Source organism: Streptomyces sp. CA-251387 (assembly GCF_050936625.1).
Lineage (GTDB): Bacteria > Actinomycetota > Actinomycetes > Streptomycetales > Streptomycetaceae > Streptomyces.
In genome coordinates this window covers 4,961,151-4,978,496 of the sequence record NZ_JBNJMJ010000001.1, presented here as the reverse complement: position 1 = coordinate 4,978,496, position 17,346 = coordinate 4,961,151, and the positions used below count along the sequence as shown (strand labels likewise).

Annotated in this window: 15 protein-coding genes; 6 read left to right on the top strand and 9 right to left on the bottom strand. The window is 72.7% G+C overall.

All coding sequences use genetic code 11. The annotated features are described in order from the left end of the window. Positions 1 to 5: 5 nt before the first annotated feature. Entirely contained in the window at positions 6 to 1,052 is a 1,047-nt protein-coding gene (locus tag ACQEV2_RS22265) for an iron ABC transporter substrate-binding protein (RefSeq protein WP_433044184.1), read from the bottom strand. A gap of 220 nt (positions 1,053 to 1,272) precedes the next feature. On the opposite strand from ACQEV2_RS22265, the gene ACQEV2_RS22260 reads away from it, so the two are divergent. Then, complete coding sequence (locus ACQEV2_RS22260) at positions 1,273 to 3,891, top strand: AMP-binding protein (RefSeq protein ID WP_433044181.1); 2,619 nt, start codon at positions 1,273 to 1,275, stop codon at positions 3,889 to 3,891. Positions 3,892 to 4,072: 181 nt separating this feature from the next. Next, a complete protein-coding gene (locus tag ACQEV2_RS22255) occupies positions 4,073 to 4,198 on the top strand; it encodes a hypothetical protein (RefSeq protein ID WP_433044178.1) in 126 nt (41 codons plus the stop codon). 54 nt (positions 4,199 to 4,252) lie between these two features. On the opposite strand, the gene ACQEV2_RS22250 is transcribed toward ACQEV2_RS22255, so the two are convergent. Further along, entirely contained in the window at positions 4,253 to 4,675 is a 423-nt protein-coding gene (locus ACQEV2_RS22250) for a peptidase inhibitor family I36 protein (RefSeq protein ID WP_433044175.1), read from the bottom strand. A gap of 146 nt (positions 4,676 to 4,821) precedes the next feature. Then, positions 4,822 to 5,763: a hypothetical protein gene (locus ACQEV2_RS22245; RefSeq protein ID WP_433044172.1), complete on the bottom strand. Its 942-nt coding sequence runs from the start codon at positions 5,761 to 5,763 to the stop codon at positions 4,822 to 4,824. 548 nt (positions 5,764 to 6,311) lie between these two features. On the opposite strand from ACQEV2_RS22245, the gene ACQEV2_RS22240 reads away from it, so the two are divergent. From ACQEV2_RS22240 to ACQEV2_RS22230, 3 genes are all read left to right on the top strand, one after another. Beyond that, positions 6,312 to 7,463, top strand: coding sequence for a hypothetical protein (locus ACQEV2_RS22240; RefSeq protein WP_433054690.1), 1,152 nt, complete (start codon positions 6,312 to 6,314; stop codon positions 7,461 to 7,463). Positions 7,464 to 7,689: 226 nt separating this feature from the next. After that, positions 7,690 to 8,490 carry a serine/threonine protein kinase gene (locus ACQEV2_RS22235; protein ID WP_433044169.1) on the top strand — a complete coding sequence of 267 codons (801 nt, stop codon included), beginning with the start codon at positions 7,690 to 7,692 and terminating at the stop codon, positions 8,488 to 8,490. Continuing rightward, positions 8,487 to 10,022, top strand: coding sequence for a serine/threonine-protein kinase (locus ACQEV2_RS22230; RefSeq protein ID WP_433044166.1), 1,536 nt, complete (start codon positions 8,487 to 8,489; stop codon positions 10,020 to 10,022). Before ACQEV2_RS22235 ends, ACQEV2_RS22230 begins: the two co-directional genes overlap by 4 nt. Before the next feature lie 82 nt (positions 10,023 to 10,104). Here ACQEV2_RS22230 and ACQEV2_RS22225 read toward each other — a convergent pair whose 3' ends face one another. After that, the gene (locus ACQEV2_RS22225; RefSeq protein WP_433044163.1) at positions 10,105 to 10,917 is read right to left on the bottom strand and encodes a peptidoglycan DD-metalloendopeptidase family protein; all 813 of its coding nucleotides are present in this window, start codon (positions 10,915 to 10,917) and stop codon (positions 10,105 to 10,107) included. Between the two features lie 201 nt (positions 10,918 to 11,118). Between ACQEV2_RS22225 and ACQEV2_RS22220 the strand changes: the two genes are divergently transcribed. Beyond that, positions 11,119 to 12,414 (top strand): SH3 domain-containing protein, encoded by a 1,296-nt coding sequence (locus ACQEV2_RS22220; RefSeq protein WP_433044160.1) that lies wholly within the window; start codon positions 11,119 to 11,121, stop codon positions 12,412 to 12,414. Positions 12,415 to 12,517: 103 nt separating this feature from the next. On the opposite strand, the gene ACQEV2_RS22215 is transcribed toward ACQEV2_RS22220, so the two are convergent. The 5 genes from ACQEV2_RS22215 to ACQEV2_RS22195 form a co-directional block, all read right to left on the bottom strand. After that, positions 12,518 to 12,913, bottom strand: a complete 396-nt coding sequence (locus ACQEV2_RS22215) for a DUF5994 family protein (RefSeq protein ID WP_433044157.1) — start codon at positions 12,911 to 12,913, stop codon at positions 12,518 to 12,520. Positions 12,914 to 13,278: 365 nt separating this feature from the next. Continuing rightward, positions 13,279 to 13,563: a hypothetical protein gene (locus ACQEV2_RS22210; protein WP_433044154.1), complete on the bottom strand. Its 285-nt coding sequence runs from the start codon at positions 13,561 to 13,563 to the stop codon at positions 13,279 to 13,281. A 240-nt stretch (positions 13,564 to 13,803) separates the two neighbouring features. Then, positions 13,804 to 13,989: a hypothetical protein gene (locus ACQEV2_RS22205; protein WP_433044151.1), complete on the bottom strand. Its 186-nt coding sequence runs from the start codon at positions 13,987 to 13,989 to the stop codon at positions 13,804 to 13,806. Positions 13,990 to 14,024: 35 nt separating this feature from the next. Beyond that, positions 14,025 to 15,062: a fatty acid desaturase family protein gene (locus tag ACQEV2_RS22200; RefSeq protein WP_433044148.1), complete on the bottom strand. Its 1,038-nt coding sequence runs from the start codon at positions 15,060 to 15,062 to the stop codon at positions 14,025 to 14,027. Positions 15,063 to 15,200: 138 nt separating this feature from the next. After that, positions 15,201 to 16,349, bottom strand: a complete 1,149-nt coding sequence (locus ACQEV2_RS22195; RefSeq protein WP_433044145.1) for a ferredoxin reductase — start codon at positions 16,347 to 16,349, stop codon at positions 15,201 to 15,203. Between the last annotated feature and the right edge of the window lie 997 nt (positions 16,350 to 17,346).

The window sequence follows — 17,346 nt, the reverse complement described above, 5'->3', positions numbered from 1 at the left end:
GCGGGTCAGACCAGTCCGACGTCCTGAAGCATGGCCAGTGTCTCCTGGAGGGACTCCAGCTTGCCGAGGTCGATGCCGGGGGACTCGAGCGAGTCGAACGGAGGCAGGCCCTCCACGGTGCTGGTGACGCCCGCGGCCAGCGGGTACTCCTTCGTCGTGTCCGCGAAGTAGGTCTGCGCCTCCTTCGACAGCAGGAAGTCCACCGCCTTCTGGGCGGTCGCGCTCTGCCCGCTGTCCTTGAGGATGCCCGCGCCGGCGACGTTGATCAGTGCGCCGGGGTCCTGGCCGGGCAGGAAGTGCAGCTTGGAGTTGACCTTGTCCTCGCCCTTCTCCGCGACCCGCTCGTACCAGTAGTAGTGGTTGACCAGGCCGAGTTCGACCTCGCCGGCCTCGACCGCGTCCAGGGTCGCCAGGTTGTGGGCGTACGTCTTGGCGCCGTTCGCCTTCAGGTCCTGGAGCCACTTGCGGGTGACCTCGTCGCCCTTCAGCACCCGCATGCCGGTCACGAACGCCTGGAACGAGGCGTTGGTGGGCGCAAAGCCGACCTTGCCCTTCCACTCCGGCTTCACGACGTCGAAGACGCTGTCCGGGACCTTGTCCTCGGTGACCTTGTCCGGGTTGTAGGCGATCACCCGGACCCGCCCGGAGAGGCCGACCCAGTCGCCGCCGGAGCCGCGGTACGCCTCGTCGACCTTGTCGAGCGTGGCCGCGGGCAGCTTCTGGAGCATGCCCTCCCGGGACAGGGCGCCCAGCGCGCCGGCGTCCTGGGAGAAGAACAGCCCGGCCTTGGTGCGGTCGCCCTCCTCGAGGATCTGCGCGGCGAGTTCCGCGCTTTCGCCGTAGCGGACCTCGACCTTGGTGCCGACGGCCTTCTCCAGCTTGTCGAGGATCGGCTTGACCAGCTTCTCGTTGCGGCCGGAGTAGATGACGAGGGAGGAGTCGCCTCCCTCGCCCCCGCTGTCCTTGTCGTCGGAGCCGCACGCCGCGAGGGCGGGGAGCAGCAGGCCGGCCGCGAGCAGCGCAGTGATCCGGCGAACCGAGGGGCGTCGCATGGTGTGTGCCTTCCTACGGGGCTCGCGGCGAAGCGATCCTGTGGATTTGCTGTGGCTTGTTTTTGACCATGCTATGAATAAGGTAAAGCTTACCTAATCGTCAAGGGTTCTGTGCTAACAGCGGACGTTGCCGCGGAAAGGGCACCCCGTGGTCCACCTCTCCGGATCCCTCCCGGCACCTGCCGTCCCCGACACACCACCCGCCCCATGGCCGAAAACCGTGCCGTTCGCGCGCGGGCTCGCGGCGTACGGCGACCGCCTCGCGCTCAGCACGCCGGACGGCGACCTGTCGTACCGCGAACTGGCCGAGCGGGTGGCCGCCACCGCCGAGCGCCTCGGTCCGGTACGGCGGCTGGTGCTGCTGGCCGGCGCCAACCGCGCCGACGCGCTCGTCACGCACCTGGCCGCCCTGTCGGCCGGTCACCCCGTCCTGCTCGTCCCCGGCGACAGCGCCAGCACGATCCGCTCACTGACCGAGGCGTACGCCCCCGATGTCGTGGCCCGCCCGCACACCGACGGGACGTGGACCCTCGACGAACGGCACCCCGAGAGCGCCCACACCCTCCACCCGGACCTGGCCCTGCTGCTGAGCACCTCCGGCTCGACCGGCTCGCCCAAACTGGTGCGGCTCTCCCACGAGAACCTCCAGGCCAACGCCGAGTCCATCGCCGCCTATCTCGGCATCGACGACACCGACCGCGCGGCCACCACGCTGCCCATGCACTACTGCTACGGCCTGTCCGTCATCCACAGCCATCTGCTGCGCGGCGCCGGGCTCGTCCTCACCGAACGGTCCGTGTCCGACGCCGCCTTCTGGGAGGAGTTCCGCGCCGCACGCGGCACCTCGCTCGCCGGGGTGCCGTACACCTTCGACCTGCTCGACCGTGTCGGCTTCGCACACATGCGGCTGCCGCACCTGCGCCGCGTCACCCAGGCCGGGGGGCGGCTGGCACCCGAACGCGTCGCCCGTTACGCCGAGTTGGGCCGCCACTCCGGCTGGGAGCTGTTCGTGATGTACGGCCAGACCGAGGCCACGGCCCGCATGGCCTATCTCCCGCCGCACCTTGTCGCCGAACGCCCCGAGGCCATCGGTGTACCGATACCCGGCGGCTCCTTCCGGCTGCACCCGGTCGACGGCCACGGTCCGGGCGTCGGCGAACTGGTGTACTCGGGGCCGAACGTGATGCTGGGTTACGCCGAGAGCCCGGCCGACCTCGCCCTCGGCCGGACCCTGCGGGAACTGCACACCGGAGACCTCGCCAGGCAGGCGCCCGACGGGCTCTACGAGATCGTGGGCCGCCGCAGCCGCTTCGCGAAGATCCTCGGACTGCGGATCGACCCGCAGCAAGTGGAGACCCTGCTCGCGGGACACGGGGTCACCGCGTACTGCGCGGGGGACGGGGAGGCCCTGGCGGTGGCCGCGCTCGGCGGCGCCGGCGAGGAGACACGGATCAGACGGCTGGTCGCGGAGCAGTGCGGGCTCCCGGCCCGGGCGATACGGGTGCGGGCCCTTGCCGAACTCCCCCGCCTGACCACGGGAAAGCCCGACTACGAGGCCGTACGGCGACTGACGCGCCCGGAGGAGGATGCGGGACAGGGAGAAGGAGCGGGAGAGGGGAAGGGAGCGGGAGAGGGAGAGGGACTCGGCACCGGTGAGGATCTCCGTCGCCTCTTCGCGGAGATCCTCGACCGCGCCGACGTCACCGAGGACAGCAGTTTCGTCAGCCTCGGCGGCGACTCACTGTGCTACGTCGAGATGTCCCTGCGCCTGGAGGAGGCGCTGGGCCACCTCCCCACCGACTGGCACACGAGGACCGTCCGGGAACTGCGGGCCCTGGCGGCGCCGGTGGCACAGACGCCGGAAGGAAAGGACAGCGCGGACACACCGCGCACCCAGCCCGCCCCGCCGCTGATGCGGGCACTGCGCTCCTGGACGGCCCCTCAGTCCTGGCGGACCCGCCGCACCCTGGAGACCGGCATCGCCCTGCGCGCGATCGGGATCGTCCTCATCGTCGGCTCGCACATCCAGATCTTCGACATCAAGGGCTTCGCCCACATCCTCCTCGGCGTCGCGGGCTACAACTTCGCCCGCTTCCAGCTGACCGGCGCCGAACGCCGCGAGCGCGTACGGCACCTGTGGGGCAGCATCGCCCGCATCGCGGTACCGAGCATGGTGTGGATCACCGGGGCGGTGGTCCTGACCGACTTCTACGATCCGGCGAACGCCGTGCTGCTCAACAGCCTGCTCTCCCAGGGGAACGACCGCTTCGACTGGGCCTACTGGTTCGTGGAGGCCCTGGTCTACTACCTCGTCGCCCTCGCCGCCCTCATGGCCGTACCGCTGCTGGACCGACTGGAGCGGCGGTACGCGTTCGGGGTGCCGCTGGCACTCATGGGCGTCGCGCTGGTCGGCCGCTACGACCTGCTGGGGCTGGCATCCGCTCGCCCCCAGCTGAGTCCCTCGGTGGTCTTCTGGCTGTTCGCCCTGGGGTGGGCGGCAGCGCGGGCCGGCACTGTGCGGCAACGGGCCCTGCTCACAGCCGTGCTGCTGCTCACCGTCCCCGGTCTGTTCCAGGACCAGCCCCTGCGCACGGCCCTCGTGATCGTCGGGCTGGGGCTGCTGATCTGGGTGCCGACCCTGCCCAGCCTCGGCCCGATCAGCACGCTCGCCGGCGTCCTGGCGAGTGGCTCCCTCTACATCTACCTGACGCACTACCAGGTCTACCCCTACCTCCAGGAGAGCTTCCCGCTCACCGCTCTGTTCGCCTCGCTCGCGATCGGCGTCGGCTACGCGGCGGTCGTGACCCGGACGGCACGGGCGGTCCGCCGGGCCGCGTAGAGCAGACCTACTGCTCGCGGCTGCCGGTGGTGCCGGGGGCGGGTGGGCAGGTGCCGGAGCTCGATGCCCCGTCCTGTCCCTTCAGTTCCACGGCGACCTGGCCGTCGGCGTCCTGGCTGTAGGCGATCGTGCAGGTCAGCTGGCGTAGAGCGACGCGAACGCCGCCTGGTTCTACCGGCAGGTGCGGCCCGGCGACCCGCTCGAGATCACCGGCAAGGACACCAAGGGCGTGGTCGCGCCCGGGAACGGCTTCGGCGCGTGGAACCTCTCGTGGACCGAGTGGCAGCAGAAGAGCGCGCTGCGCTGAGCTGCCGCCGCCGCTCGCGCCGGTGCTGGGCCCGAGGCGAGCGGCGGTGACGGGTCAGCAGGGGCCGTTCACCCAGCGGTTGGCCTCACCCTGGTCGTTCGCCACCTCGTCCCACTTGTTGCCCCAACCGGGGTCCAGGCAGAAGGAGTTCCCGCCGTAGCCGTTGTCCGCGTAGACCACCACGGAGCTGAACGAGGTGCCGGTGCCGTTGTTGTACCAGGACGAGTCCTCGTGGGCGATGTACGCGTTGGCGGTGTCCGACCAGATGGGGTTGTCGTACTTGAACTTGGCGATGCCGACGCCGGCTTGGTCGTAGTTGATGCCCTTGTAGACGCACAGGTACTGCTGCGGGCAGTTACCGGGATTGTCGCGGCTGTAGGTGGGCTTCGTACCCCCGGCCTGGGCGGTGGTGGCGGCGATCGGAAGCAGGGCGGCGGCCAGGGCCAGCCCCAGCAGGGCGCGCTTGGTGGTGCGCATGGGTTTCTCCGTATCTACTTCTGGTGGATTCCCTCCGGCGGGCGCCGGGGGTCCCACGCCCGGGCCTACGGCGGCCGGGCGCGCGGGTTCGGTGGGGTGGTGCGGGTGGTGGTGTGAGTGGCGCCAGTGGTGTCAGTGGTGCGGCCTCAGCCGGAGCCGACGATGGAGCGGGCCCGGCCGAGCGCGGTCGTGACCGCCTGGGTGTAGTAGCGGGTCTGGCGCGCGAACTCGTGACGTGCGGCGTCCCGCACGTGCTCCCGTTGCAGCCGGGTGCCGGTCCTGGCCAGTCCGGCCGTGCGGTTGCACTCGGCGTCGGCGACGGCGACGGTCACCTCGCGCTTGAACGCCTCCTCGGCGGTGCGGGACCGGTTCTCCTTCGCCACGGCGCCGATGGCCTGCGAAGAGCTCGGGTAGGCCAGCCCCCGTGCCTTCATGCAGGCACGCCAGTCGGCCAGCGCCTCGGTGTACCGGGGTTCCGCCACCACCTCGTCGAAGGTGAAGTACGCCAGGTTCACCACAGCCGCCTTGGCCTCGGTCCACTTGCGCAGATCGCCGTAGAGCCGTCGTCGGGCGTCGGCCTGGCAGCCGTCGGCGCTGGTGAAGATCTGGCCGCGGCCGGGTGCCGGGACGACGATCGCGGCGCGGTCGGTGCCGTTCAGGGCGCGGTCGAACTCGGCCTTGCGCTGCGGCGGGAGGGAGGCGACGTAGCGTGCCTGGGGGCTGTTCTCGGCCGCGGCCTTACCGTCCCGGTTGCCGTCTTGGTCGCCCTCACCGTCGCCGATCCGGGCCGCCTCGGCCAGACCGTAGCCGTGCCGGCGGGCCCAGGCGACGTCGTCCAGGCCGAAGCGGCGTTCGGGCGCCTCGCTGCGCGGCCCGCCCGGGTCGAGCCGGTACTGGAAGCCCTTGTCCCGCATACAGCTGGTGATCAGCCGCTGCTCGGCCTCGCTGAGGAGCCCTCGCTCCGCGTCGGTCAGCCCGGTGCGCAGCCGGCCGCCGGTGTCCTCGGACGGCCGGTCGGCGGCGGAGCAGGCCGTGACGAGCAGCAGGCCCGTCACGGCGAGCGTCCGGAGCAGATCCTTTCCGCTCATCGGAACTCCTCGTGTCGTCGATGGTGGTCCGCCGCCGGGTGACGGCTTCGGCGGCGGACGGAACGTGTGGCGCCGGCCGACGGGGTGAGGCGCGGCCGAACGCTGCGGAACGTATCCGGGGGGCGGCCGGGCGCGTCATCCGGAAGTTCGCGGAATGACGCGTGCGGGGCGGTGGGGTAGAGCCGGGGCGGCCCGGTCGCGGGTGGCTGCGGGTGAGCGGCGCGTAGGTGCGGACACCCCGTCAACTTCCGGATACCGGGCGGCTGATGAGCGCCGTAGCGTGCTCCCGCCGCCTGCGGGCCGGGCTGCCACCGCCGCCACCCATCCACACCAAGAACCACCGGCGCCGGTGCACGGCTCCCCGCCCTGCCCCGCGCTGCCCGGCCCGTACCGGTGCCCGTACCAGGGCGCCGCGGTGGCCCGAGTGAGAAGGGGAACCCACTGTGCACAGTCCGACCACCCACCACGGCGGATCAGCCGCCGACCGACCGCCGAACCGGCGCGGTTCGCGCCTGGGGCGACTCGGCGCCGTCGCCGCCGTCCTCGCCCTGGCCGCTACGGTGCTGGGCCTGACCGGGGCGCCACCGGCCACCGCCGCACCGGCCACCTCCGCACCTGCCCGCGCCACGCAGGCCGAGGTACCGGCGGGCGTGACCGCCGGCGTGGCGGTCTTCGACCGTACGACCGGGACCTTCACCGAACGGCTCAACGAGACCATGCGGTTCCGCTCGGCCTCGGTGGTGAAGCTGCTCATCGCCCTCGACTACCTGCGCACCCGCGACCCCCGCACCCTGTCCGCCGCCGACCGCACCCGCCTCGACTCGATGCTGCGCAGCAGCGACGACAACGCGGCCGGCTACTACTGGGACCTCGGCGGGCGTAGGGCGATCATCGACCGGACGGTGGCGCAGCTCGGCCTGACCGACACCGCCAACCCGCCCGCGGGGTACGAGGGTTACTGGGGCTACGTCGCCTTGTCGGCCGCCGACACGGTGCGGATCTACCGGTACATCCTGGACACCGCCTCCGCGCCGGTGCGCGACTACGTGATGGGCAACCTGCGGCAGTCGACGCGCTGCGGCACCGACGGGTTCGACCAGCAGTTCGGCATCGCGGGCTCCTTCGAGCGGCCGCGGACGGTCAAGCAGGGCTGGTCCGGCTTCGGCAGCTCCGGCGGGTGCACCCCCAAGCCCCCGACGACGGTCCCGGCCGCGGCGGAGCGGCGGTCCGCACCGGCACAGCGGTCCGCTGCGCCACGTGCCGCTGCCGGGGTCGACCTGACGCGCGAGGCGCTGCACACCACGGGCACGGTCGGGGCCGGTGACCGCACCATCGTGGCCGTGTTCACCCTGCACCCCGACGGCACCCCGTACGGCACCGCTTACACGGCCGTCAACCGGCTCACCCGCTCCCTCGACGTGCCGGGCGCCGCCCGCCCCTCGGGAACCTGGTTCGGCACCTGGGGCTCGGGCGTGAACGTGCGCCCGCGGCCGACCACCGTCGACTCCGCGCCACTGACGATGCTGCCGGCCGGCGTGGAGGTCCTGGTGAGCTGCCAGAAGCTGGGCCAGGAGGTCACCATTCCGCCATACACGAACGCGTGGTGGGCGTATCTCCCCCAGTACGGCGGCTACATCACCAACATCTACATCAGCTCGCCGGGCAACCAGCTCCCCGGCGTGCCCGTCTGCTCCTCGTAAAAAGCGCTGGCCGAACGGCAAAGGGCCGCACGTGGAACGGACTCCACGTGCGGCCCGCCCTCCGCTCCCCTCCCCCGTGCGCCGGCCCCCGGGCGAACGGCCACCCCCGCCCACCGGCAGAATCCAGCCGACGCGCGCGCGAACGAGCCCGCACGGGGTACCCCCCGGGGCTACGATGCCTGCCGGCCAATGACCAAGGCCGAAAACGGGGAAGGAAAGACTGCCGATGAGCGGCATACTGATCCATTTGCCGTCAGCGCACCTCACTGAGCCCGCGACGAGCCTGCGCCTGGGGGCGGGGGAAGCGGCGCGCTTCGGCCGTGGCACGAAGGCGCATCCCGTCGAACTGCTGCTGCCCGACCCGGCCGTCTCCCGGCTCGCCGGCGAGATCCGGGTGACGGAGGACCACTGGCAGCTCACCAACTACTCCACCACCCACAGTTACCTGGTCGAGAACCCGGAAGGGGCCGGGGAGTACCTGCGGGTCCCGCCGCGCCGGTCGGGGGCGCCGATCCCGTTCGAGTTCGCCCGGGTCGTGCTGCCCACCCGGGGCTCCACGGTGAGCTTCCAGGTGTTCGCGCCCGACCACGTCTACCTCGACCCGGACGATCCCGGCGGTGCCTGGGGCACCCGCACCCTCAACGCCTACTCCCTGGACGAGACCGCCACGTACTTCCTCGTCCTGGTGGCCCTCTGCGAACCGCGGCTGCGCGACGAGTCGGCCGTCTCCGTGCCGACCACCCCGCAGGTCGTGGAACGCATCCGCACCCACCCGGCACTGACGCGGCTCACCGCGCGGGCGGTCAGCGCCCACATCGACTACTTGGCGGAGCAGAAACTGCGGGTGCGGGGCCCACAGGACCTCGCCGACCCGGGCAGCGGTGCGCGGCGCACCGGCAAGCGCGAGGCCGTGGTCGGCGTCGCGCTCCGCTTCGGCCTGGTCCGCGAGGAACACCTGGCACTGCTGCCACCCCGCACCCCGGGCCTCCCGCTCCCGGAACAGGCACGGTCCGGGGGCCACCGGTGAGCGGTGCGGGGGAGACGTACGACGAGACGGTCGACGGGAGAACCGGCGCACCGGGGCGTGGCGGGACCGGTGAGTGGGGGGACGGCGGGGCCGGTGAGACGCCCGGCCGGATACCCCGGGGCTTTCGCGTGGGCCGCTGGGAGGTCACCGAGCCGATCGCCGACGGCGGCTGGGGACGCGTCTACGAGGGCCGCGACACGGCGGTGTACGCAGCGGCCCCGGAGCAGGCGGAGACCGCGGAGGGGAGCGCCAGGGCAGGGAACGCCGCGGGTGGGCGCCGAGTCGCTTTGAAGTTCCTGCCGACCTCGGGGCTGGCCCCCCGGCAGGCCGAACGGCTGGCGGAGACGGCGCGGCGCGAGATCGAGTTCGGGGGCCGTGCCCACCATCCCCGGCTGATGCGGCTGCTGGACTCCGTGGTGCTCGGCGACTGCGAGGTGCCCGGGCTGGACGGCGCCGTCGTGCTGGTCATGGAGCGGGCCGAGAGCAGCCTGCAGGACCTGCTGGACGCCGCGGACAGCAGCCCCCTGCCGGAAGCGGACCGGCTGCTGACCGAGATCTGCGAGGGGCTGGCCCACCTGCACGGGCTCGGCTGGGTGCACGGCGACCTGAAGCCGGCCAACGTGCTGATCATGGCGGACGGTTCGGTACGGCTCTCCGACTTCGGTCTCACCGCCGAGCTGGAGGGGACGCGCGGCACCCACGGCTACATCCCGCCCCTCGGATCGCCCGACTATCTGCCGCCCGAGCGCTGGAGGGCCCCGCTGGACGAACGCGGGGTGCAGGTGCGGCCCTCTGCCGACGTGTGGGCCCTGGGCGTGATGATCCATCAGGTGTTCACCGGGGGTGCCTCGCCCTTCCCCGGGGCCACCCCCACTTCCCGGGCTTCGGCGGTCCAGGAGTACGCCGAGGGCAGGGCACCGCTCAGACTGCACGTCGCGGTGCCGGAGTTCTGGCGCGCCCTGGCCGCCGACTGCCTCCTGCCCGCACACGCCGAGCGTGCGGCGCACACGGCGGAGAGCCTGCTGGAACGCGTCCGGGCCGCCGGCCACGGGGACGGCCGCCCCGCCGCCCGTCAGCGGACCGGCAAGCGGGCCGTGGCGCTGGCCGCGGGCGCCGTACTGGCCCTGCTCGGCGCGGGCGGCGCCGCCTGGTGGCAGTGGGGAGGCTCCGACGGCGACGCCGGGCGAACGGCTCCGGAGGCAAGGCTGAGCGTGTACAACGCCGACGACAAGTGCCGCGCCCGCACGGACCGGCACCCGGAGTGCAGCCTCGGCCTCGCCATCGACCCCACCGCGGCGTACGTCCTGGACAACGTGGTGCAGACCCGGGTGTGGCACGGTGACGCCCTCGCCGTCGAGTGCGGTATGGAGCGCGGCATCCCCATCACCGACGAGGCGGGCGTCCGGTCGTCCCGGTGGTACCGGGTGCGGCTGCCCAAGGCGGAGAAGGGCCCGGAGACCATGCGGACCACCGCCTGGCTGCCCGGCGTGCGGACCAGGACCCGCCCCGCCGTCCCGGCCTGCGCCGGCTGATCCGCGAGCCGCGGTGGCCCAGCCCTGGCCGGGCCGGGCCGCCACGGCCGCACGCAACAGCACCGGATCGCCACAGCCGCTCTCACCCGCACTGTGTGCTGACGCCGCCCGTCTCGTCGCCCTTGAGGTAGATGCCGCTGACGTAGCCGACCCCGCCCGCGTTCAGCGGCAGGCGGACCCACTTGTCGTTGGTGATGCCCTCGGCGGTCACGCTCTGGCCGACCACCCAACACTGGGCCGGGTAGGACTCGCCCGCGTACACCTTGCTGACGACACCACACGAAGTCGACGCACAGGAACGGACGTTGGCCTCGGCCCACGCCGTCACCGTCGTCGAACCACCCCCACCACCCCCGCCACCCCCGCCGGGCGTGCACGGCAGCCCGACTCCGCGGTCGCGCAAGTACGGGACCGGGTCGATGCCGCGGACGGAGGTGGACGTGCCGACGCGCACCCGCAGATGCAGGTGGACGCCGGTGGAGTCGCCCTCGGAGCCCATCAGGGCGATGCGCTGACCGGCCGACACCTGCTGGCCGACGGAGACGTCCCGCTGGTACATGTGCCCGTACTCGGTCACCGTGCCGTCGGGATGCAGGATGCGGATCCACTGGCCGTATCCCTGGGCCGGACCGGACGCGATGACCTCGCCGGCGCCGACCGCGTGGATCGGGGTGCCGAGCGAGTTCGCGATGTCGACACCGTCGTGGGTGCTGCTGTAGCCCTGGGTGACCACGCCGGCGGCCGGGCAGGAGCCGTCGAAGGCGGTGGCGGAGGTTGCGGCGGTGGTGCCGTTCGTCGCCGCGTGGCCGGGGGCGGCCGCCGCGAGGGGCAGCAGCAGGGCCGCCGCGGCCAGCAGGCCGGCCCGCAGGTTCATGCCGCGCAGAGCAGGACGCACGTGGGTTCCTCCCATGGGGTGGTGGCTTCTGACGAGCCGTCGGATGCGGTGGACCGGCCCCGCCCGCTGTGGGGCGGCCGGCCGGACCACGGACCCTAGACGCGCGGCGGTCGGGCGGGGCATCCGGAAGTTTGCGGAGAGACGGTGCCCCGGGAGGGCGGTAGTCCTGGACCGTCGTCCACATCCGCCAAGGGGGAACCCGTGCATGTCGCATCCGTGCGTGCCAAGTGGCGTACGCCGCTGTGGAGAACGCAGATCCTGTGTCTGCTGCTCATCCTGATGGGCCTGGCGGCGGCACCGCCCGCCGCCGCGCAGGATCCGAAACGTCAGAACAGCTGGCGTATCGACCTGGCGGGACCGGAGGCCGACCGCGGCAACGTCGCCCGCCGTCCGGACGGGATCACCGTCAAGGACAGCAAGGGCCGGACACCGTCGGCACCCGGCGCCTCCCACGCCGTCTACACCTCGCCCGGCAGAAGCCTCGGCCGTCAGCTCACGGCGTTCACCGTGCGGACCGAGGCGGAAATCCCCACCGGCACCAAGGTGCTGACCGAGATCCGGGGCAGCAACCACCCGGGCACCTGGACGCAGTGGCGGACCCCGGACGGCGCCGGCGCGGTCCGGCTGCCGCAGGCGGTCTCCCTCCTCCAGGTCCGGCTCACCCTGCTCGGCGTCCCCGGCGGGCCGTCCCCCACCGTCCACACCGTCACCGTCACCGCCGCGGCCGAGCAGCCCGCGCCGCAGCAGACCCCGCAGAACGGCATGTCGGCGGCCGCGTCCGGCCCCACCTACCGGCTGTTCGCCACCCGGGAGGGCCTCACCGGGCAGACCACCGCCAACGGCCACGTCATCCAGCCCCGCGACCACTTCGTGGCCCTGCCCTCGCGCCGGATGCTGGCGACCAACGGCGGACACGAGTACCAGGTGCGGCTGTGCTACAAGGGGCGGTGCGAGACCGCGCCCGTGTGGGACGTCGGCCCCTGGAACACCCGCGACGACTACTGGAATCCGCCCGCGCAGCGGGAGATGTGGCGGGACCTGCCGCAGGGCACCCCCGAGTCCCAGGCGGCGTACCTCAACGGCTACAACGGCGGGCTCGACGAGTTCGGCCGGCGGGTCGCCAACCCGGCCGGCATCGACGTCGCGGACGGCACTTTCTGGGACGGCCTCGGCATGACCGACAACGACTGGGTGGACGTCACCTTCATGCCGGACGGGAGCGGCGGGGGTGGTGGGGGTGGTTCGACGACGGTGACGGCGTGGGCCGAGGCCAACGTCCGTTCCTGTGCGTCGACTTCGTGTGGTGTCGTCAGCAAGGTGTACGCGGGCGAGTCCTACCCGGCCCAGTGTTGGGTGGTCGGCCAGAGCGTGACCGCCGAGGGCATCACCAACGACAAGTGGGTCCGCCTGCCGCTGAACGCGGGCGGGGTCGGCTACGTCAGCGGCATCTACCTCAAGGGCGACGAGACGGGCGGCGTCAGCACACAGTGCGGCTGAAGGCGCAGGTACGGGGACTTCAGGGCGCAAGTACGGGGACGTCGAGGACGCAGATCGGCGGCGACCCGTCAGCGTTCCGGTCGGCCGTGCTTCCGCGGTTTCCTCAAACGCTGCCGTCCATCAGCTGCCCGGCCTCCGACTCCGCCGCGTCGGGGGGCACCACCAGCAGGTCCCACCGGCCGCGCCCCGGTGCCAGCAGGCAGACGGTGTCCGCGGCCTGGGGCACGTTCGTCCGGCGCAGACGTACGACCTGGTTGGCGATGAGCACCCGGCCGGGAGAGGCCGTCCACCGGCCGCCGTTCACGACGACGCTGGTGATCTGCCCCCAGGCCGGTGGCAATCCGCTCAGCAGGCCGGGGAGTTCGGCGGTCAGGTCGTACGAGCGGGGCCACCAGGCGCCGTCGATGCGCCGCGCCTGCCGGACGTACGGCGTCTGGGCCGCGAGCCGCAGGCGGGCATCGGTCGGGGAGGGTTCGGAAGGGGACGGGGCGAGTGTCATGAGAGCTCCTGGGACGAGGCCGGGGATGCGTGGTTTCGTACGCGGCGGGCGGCGATGCGCTTCGGGGTGGGCCGGCGCACGTCACTCACCCAGCCGAGGCGTTCGAAGAGGCGGATGACGCCGACGGAGGGATCGATCTGGCCGCACCCGCCGCCACTACCGGGCCCCTACGGGCGCCTCGGACTGCGGGACGGGCGCCCGGGTGCCGTCCGGCCGGACGCCGGGAGGGGGGCTGGCGGGGCTGAGGGACACGGGCGCTCCTTGGCCTGGCGCGAACAGTGCGGCCGGGGTCAGGGGCTGCGCCTCTTCGGGGCGTGCGGTGGATCGTGGGCGGAGGACGGCTGTGGATACGAGGGCGCGGACCGTCAGCCGGTCTCGCCCGGGTGGGTGCGGTCGACGGACGGCCTGCTGGTCTCGAGCCAGGTGCGGAGCGGGCCGGCGGCATGCGCGGCGTTCAGCGTGAGGTGCAGTCGCGTCCCCGTCCCCGAGGGACCCACGGGATAGCTGCGCTGCTCGCCCCCGGCGAACATCAGCCGGAGCGCGTCCGCGACGCGCCGGGCAGCTTCGGCGTCGTCGGAGACGATACGCACCTCGACCCTGCCCTCGGTCGCCTCCGGACGGTCTGGAGGGTGCGTGGTTTCGGAGGTCATGGGACGGCCCCTGCCCCGGACCGGAAGGGTCCGTGTCGGTGCGCGACGAGGACGAGACTGGTTCGGTCACCGGTGTGCGGGATGCCCTCGACACGTCCACGGTACTCCCCGTCGACCCGGGACACGGCGCCCGGCGAAGGGGGACGGGCCGGTTCGGGGTCCCCTGTCCAGGGCCCGCCCCCGCACTGCTCGTCCCCGGTCACGTATCGGCCGTCTCCGCACGCGAGGCGTCGCGAACGGTCACCGACGGTCGAACAGCCCTGCTGCGGCGAAAGCTACGACGTGACCTTCATTGGCGGCAGCGCCCCTGGACGCCCTGTGCGCGGCGAGCACACCCGCCTCCTGGAACTCTTCGCGCTCCAGCACGACCAGGGCCCCCGTGCGGGCCCGCGCCACGGGCTGGAGCCAGGTGGAGCACACGCTCACCGCCCGCCCCCTCGGCCGAGGACCGGCACGGCTGATCACCGCCGCGGCTCCCACGGCACCGCGTGGCGCAGGACCCGCCCCCACATCGACGCGTACTGCCGCCACAGCGGCCCCGTCACATACGGGAGGCCGTACTTCTCGCACAGGCGGCGCACCCGCGGGGCCAGTTCGGCGTACCGGCTGCTGGGCAGGTCGGGGAAGAGGTGGTGCTCGATCTGGTGGTCGAGGTTGCCGGTGAGTACATGGAGCAGGAAGCCTCCTTCGAAGTCCGCCGAGCCCTGGATCTGACGCACGTACCACTCGCCGCGGCTCTCGCCCTCGATCTGCTCCTCGGTGAAGGTCGTTACGTCACCCGGGAAGTGGCCGCAGAAGATCACCGTGTGCGCCCAGACGTTGCGCAGTCCGTTCGCGGTGAGGTTGCCCAGCAGACAGGGCAGCGCGGAGGGGCCGGCGAGGAGCGGGAAGAGGACGTAGTCCTTGGCGATCTGCCGCACCGCCTTCCGCGCCAGCCCGGCGATCTCCCCGCACAGGCTCCGCACGCTCTTGCGGCCGTCGACGACGGCGTCCGCCTCGAGGTCGTACAGGGCGATGCCCCACTCGAAGACGGGCGCGAGCAGGGCGGCGTACAGCGGCTGGAGGAGGTGCACCGGGTGCCAGGGCTGATCGGGGCTCATCCGCAGGATGGTGTAGCCGAGGTCGCGGTCCCGGCCGACGACGTTGGTGTACGTGTGGTGCAGGTGATTGTGGGTGTGCTTCCAGGCGTCGGCGGGGGTGAGGAAGTCCCACTCCCAGGTGGTCGAGTGGATCGCCGGGTCGCCCATCCAGTCCCACTGGCCGTGCAGGACGTTGTGGCCCAGCTCCATGTTCTCCAGGATCTTGGCGACGGTGAGCATCGCCGTGCCCGCGCACCAGGCCGGCGGGAGGACCGAGACGGCGAGCGCGAGCCGACCGCCCGTCTCCAGGCCTCGTTGGACGGCGATCACGGTACGGATGTAGCGGGCGTCGTCGGCCCCGCGGGCGAGGACGATCTCGGCGCGGATCTCGTCGAGTTCCCGGCCCAGTTCGTCGGTCATTTCGCGGGTCATTTCGTGGGCCGTTCCGTGGGCCGTTCCGTGGGCCGTTCCGTGGTCGTTTCGTCGGCCCGGTCGACTCGCCTGGTCGACTCGCTTGGTCGATATTGCTGCGGTCATGAGGGGCCTCCTCGGGAGGTCCTAGACATCGAGGACGAGCGGACCTGTGGCCGCGTTGACACAGGTCTGGATCAACTCGCCCGGTTCACCGTGCACTTCACCGGTCCGCAGATCACGGACCCGCCCGTCGGCGAGCGGGGTCAGGCACCCGAAGCAGATGCCCCGCCGACAGCCGTACGGCATGACGACACCGGCCGCCTCGCCGGTGTTCAACAGCGGGACGGACGGCGCCGACTCCGCCTCCACACCACTGCGCCGGAACCGCACCCGCCCACCGGAGGCGTCGGCACCGGGCGGCACGAAAGGTCGCGGCCGGAAGCGCTCGATGTGCAGGCACTGGGCCGCACCGGCCGCGTCCCAGTGCGCCTGGAGCGCGTCGAGAAGCCCGGCGGGACCGCAGGCCCAGGTCTGCCGGTCCCGCCAGTCGGGGCAGAGCTGGGCGAGGTGGCGCGGGGTGAGCCGGCCGGCGGTGCGCGTGTAGTGCAGACGGAGGCGCAGCCACGGCAACCGGTCTGCCAGATCGGTCAGTTCGGCGCGGAAGAGGCAGTCGTCGGGGTCGGGCGCACTGTGCAGGAGGAGGACGTCGGCCGGCGCCATGGGTGTGGTGGAGCGCCGGGCCAGCGTGCGCAGCATCCCCATCACCGGGGTGATCCCGCTGCCCGCCGTCACCATCAGCATCCGGGCGGGCAGCGCCTCGGGCAGGACGAACTCGCCCTGCGCGGGGCCGAGTCGGAGCACGGTGCCGGGTGGTGTGCGGTGCACCAGGTACGGGGAGACCGTGCCGCCGGGATCCTCCCGGACGGTGAGGGTCAGCTCCCGGTCCGTCGCCGGGCCCCCATCGTCCTGCGGCGACGTCAACGAGTACGTACGCCAGTGCCGTACGCCGTCCAGCTCGACCCCGACCGGCAGGTACTGCCCGGCGCGATGGCCCCGCCAGCCCCGCCCCGGCCGGAGCACCAGCGTGACGGCACGCGGCCCTTCGGGGCGCACGGCCGTCACCCGGCCCGCGGGGTGCCGTGCGGACAGCAGCGGGTCGATCAGGCCGAGGTAGTCGTCCGGCGTGAGCGGGCTGGTCAGCCGACCCGCGACGGCCAGCAGAGCGCGGCCGACGGGGCCGACGATCCGCCCGGAGAGCGGACCGGCCTGGGCCAGGTGCAGGGGGACGGGCATGCGCGGGCTTCCCTCCTCGTAGGTGGCACGGGCAACGGAACCGGCACTCGGTGGACGCCGGTACGACAGGCCATCGGGGGACGGTTGGCCGACGGGCCGACGGGCCGGCGGTGATCAGCGATCACCCGCGTGGGGGCGCGGCAGCCGGGGCCCCCGTGCCGCCCCTTCGGAAGGCCGATTGGTCGGGACGCCGACGGTTCAGGGCATCGAGGTCGGGCGCCGACGGTTCACACGGCACCCCCTAGTAGCTCGCGGCGCCCACGGATCCCGCGACGCCGGTTCCACGCCACGCCTGCGGATGAAAGGCGATCACCCTTGGATCCGGCGCGTCCACAGCCTCCGCTTCCCCGAGGCTCGCGGGAAGGAGACCGTGCCGCCAGCGAACCACGCCCTGCTGCTCCGCGCGGGTGCGCCGGTCGTCTTCGCGCCACCAGCCCCGGCCCCTCCCACCTGCCGCCGCCCGGAACCGGCGGCACGGCCGACGGCGGACATCGGCTCCGGTCTGCGCGGACCCGGACGGGGCAACCGCCCCCTCGGCCCGGCACATGACCGGATCCGGCCGCCGAACGACCGCGACAGGGCCCAGCACACGACCTTCGCCCGAAGACCGTCCGTGGCAGGCCCCGCACACCACAATCGCCGACGGACGACGGACGACGGACGACGGACAACCATGCCCCGTTCCGGTGGAATCCCGCCGAGGGACGTCGAAAGCCGCCGGGACGGTTCCGTCACTGCCCCGGCGGCCCGGTGAGTCCGGCCCGACCGGGCCGGACCCCCTCGCCTCGGCACGCACCCCGCCTCTCAGGCCGTCGGGACCGGCACGAGGAGGCTGTCCCACGGACGACCGGGCAAGGGCGGCCCACGGGAGACGCGTGACCGAAGTGGCGCCCCGTCCGGGCCGGTGCCGACACGGTGCTGCGGATGATGCCCCCGCAGGTCCCCGGGCTGCGGTGTGGGAAGGCCTGTCCCCGGTACGGGACCGGGAGTTGGCCCC

Bases quoted from the DNA above. Each gene is read 5' to 3' on its own strand.
- ACQEV2_RS22265 (WP_433044184.1), bottom strand. From the start codon at position 1,052: ATGCGACGCCCCTCGGTTCGCCGGATCACTGCGCTGCTCGCGGCCGGC.
- ACQEV2_RS22250 (WP_433044175.1), bottom strand. From the start codon at position 4,675: ATGCGCACCACCAAGCGCGCCCTGCTGGGGCTGGCCCTGGCCGCCGCC.
- ACQEV2_RS22245 (WP_433044172.1), bottom strand. From the start codon at position 5,763: ATGAGCGGAAAGGATCTGCTCCGGACGCTCGCCGTGACGGGCCTGCTG.
- ACQEV2_RS22235 (WP_433044169.1), top strand. From the start codon at position 7,690: ATGAGCGGCATACTGATCCATTTGCCGTCAGCGCACCTCACTGAGCCC.
- ACQEV2_RS22215 (WP_433044157.1), bottom strand. From the start codon at position 12,913: ATGACACTCGCCCCGTCCCCTTCCGAACCCTCCCCGACCGATGCCCGC.
- ACQEV2_RS22210 (WP_433044154.1), bottom strand. From the start codon at position 13,563: ATGACCTCCGAAACCACGCACCCTCCAGACCGTCCGGAGGCGACCGAG.
- ACQEV2_RS22200 (WP_433044148.1), bottom strand. From the start codon at position 15,062: ATGACCGACGAACTGGGCCGGGAACTCGACGAGATCCGCGCCGAGATC.
- ACQEV2_RS22195 (WP_433044145.1), bottom strand. From the start codon at position 16,349: ATGCCCGTCCCCCTGCACCTGGCCCAGGCCGGTCCGCTCTCCGGGCGG.